1 protein-coding gene is annotated in these 1,731 nt (G+C 41.5%); it reads right to left on the bottom strand.

The genetic code is table 11. The features are described from left to right. A partial coding sequence (locus HCJ54_RS15250) for a VaFE repeat-containing surface-anchored protein (RefSeq protein ID WP_187138258.1) occupies positions 1-1,731 on the bottom strand: 1,731 nt, incomplete at both ends.

Raw genomic sequence — 1,731 nt, 5'->3', positions numbered from 1 at the left:
ATCGTCTCAAAGGCTACGATTTCTTGTCCTGCTAAACCTTTGGCGTTGAATGTGAACGTTACGTCTACTTCGCCATTGGCTGTCTCTGCTGTAAATGTTGTTTCTGCTTCTACTTGCTCACCGTCGATCATGAGCGGTGCTTCTGTCGCTTTGTCCATCAAGATTCCTTTGACCGTGTACTCACGACCTGGAATTAAGTTTTCATATTTGACTACGTCTACTAATGTTACTTCTTCTTCTGGACTTGGTGTTTGTGTTGCTGTTTCTTCGTCGCGCAATGTTGTGCCAATCGCTGGGTCAACGACTTTGATTGTTTGTTTCGCATCATTGATATCGTGGTGAACAGCCATGATTGAGCCGTTTAATTTCAATGTTTCAAACACAACAATGTCTTTCCCTTTTAATTGGGACGCGTCTACTGTAAACTCGATTTCTTCCGTGCCATTTGTATTCGCTGGACTAAACGATTTTGTTGCCGTAATCGTCTGACCGTCTACAAGTAGTGGTTGATTCGTTGCTTTGTCCATCAAAATTCCTTCGATATCATACGTTTGCGTTGTGTCTAAGTTTTGATATTGCACTTCATCGACAATCGTAATCGGTCCTGCGTGTACATTACTTTCGCCCGTTTCTTTATCACGTGCAACCGTTCCAATGCTTGGCTCAATAAATGATACCGTTTGTGTCAAACTATCTTTATCCGTGTGTGTTGCCATCACTTGTCCTGACTCATCTTTCAACACTTCAAAGACAACATACGAGTTACCTTTTAAAGCCGTCGCATCTAAATTGTTAAGTGGTACTGTGACTTCTCCAGATGCTGTTGTTGGGATAAATTCATGCGTTCCTTGTGTGAATACGATGTTTCCAGTTAATTTGTCTACCAATGTTGCTTCTAATGTGTAACGCTCACCTGGATTTAGGTTCGTGTACACTACGCGGTCACTAAGTTCCACGTTTTGGTGCGGATGAATGTCATGCTGTAATCCTGTGCTCGTTTCAAAGGCAAATGTTTGTAAACTTGGTGTCAAGAAAGATACCGTTTGATCTGCATCGTTTAAATCTTCATGTGTTGCTACAACTGCATTTGTTGCTGTATCGATAAGACGCTCAAATACAACGACTTGTTGCCCTTTCAATGCCCGTGCATCAAATCCGTCTAATTCTACGACTTCTTCGCCATTCTCCGTTGTCGCTGTGAATGTTTTCGAACCTTGCGTCAAGGTTGTTTGACCATCTTTCGTCATTAGTTTTGCTTCTAGACGATAGTTTTTGCCTGGTGTTAACTGCTCATATGTCACACGGTCGCTAATTAGCGTTGCCATACCAGGATATAATTCTTTGTTATTCGTTCCTGTTTCAAAAGCTAACGTTTCGATTTGTGGTTGATAATCACGCTTGTTTGTTACGTTGTCTAATTCTAAAACAGTGGTATCACTCACAATTTCAAAATCAATCGCCTTACCATCTAAAATATAACCGCCAGTTGGTGCTTTTGTTTCAACAAAGTGGTAGTTACCATATGGTAAGTCATTTACTGTTACTTTACCTGTTGTCGCGGCACTTGTATAGACACCTAAAGCATTACCTGGCGCACTTGACGTACCTTCATACAATGTGAATTCTGCTCCTGCAAGTGGGTTTTGTGTATCTACATCTACTTTTGTAAATTCTACCCCACCACGCGGGTCAGCAAAGGCCACGGTTTGATCAGCATCATTTAAATCTTCG

It is taken from the genome of Listeria grandensis (assembly GCF_014322885.1).
In the GTDB taxonomy this organism is placed as follows: Bacteria; Bacillota; Bacilli; order Lactobacillales; family Listeriaceae; genus Listeria_A; species Listeria_A grandensis.
This window is presented reverse-complemented; position numbering and strand designations above follow the sequence as displayed.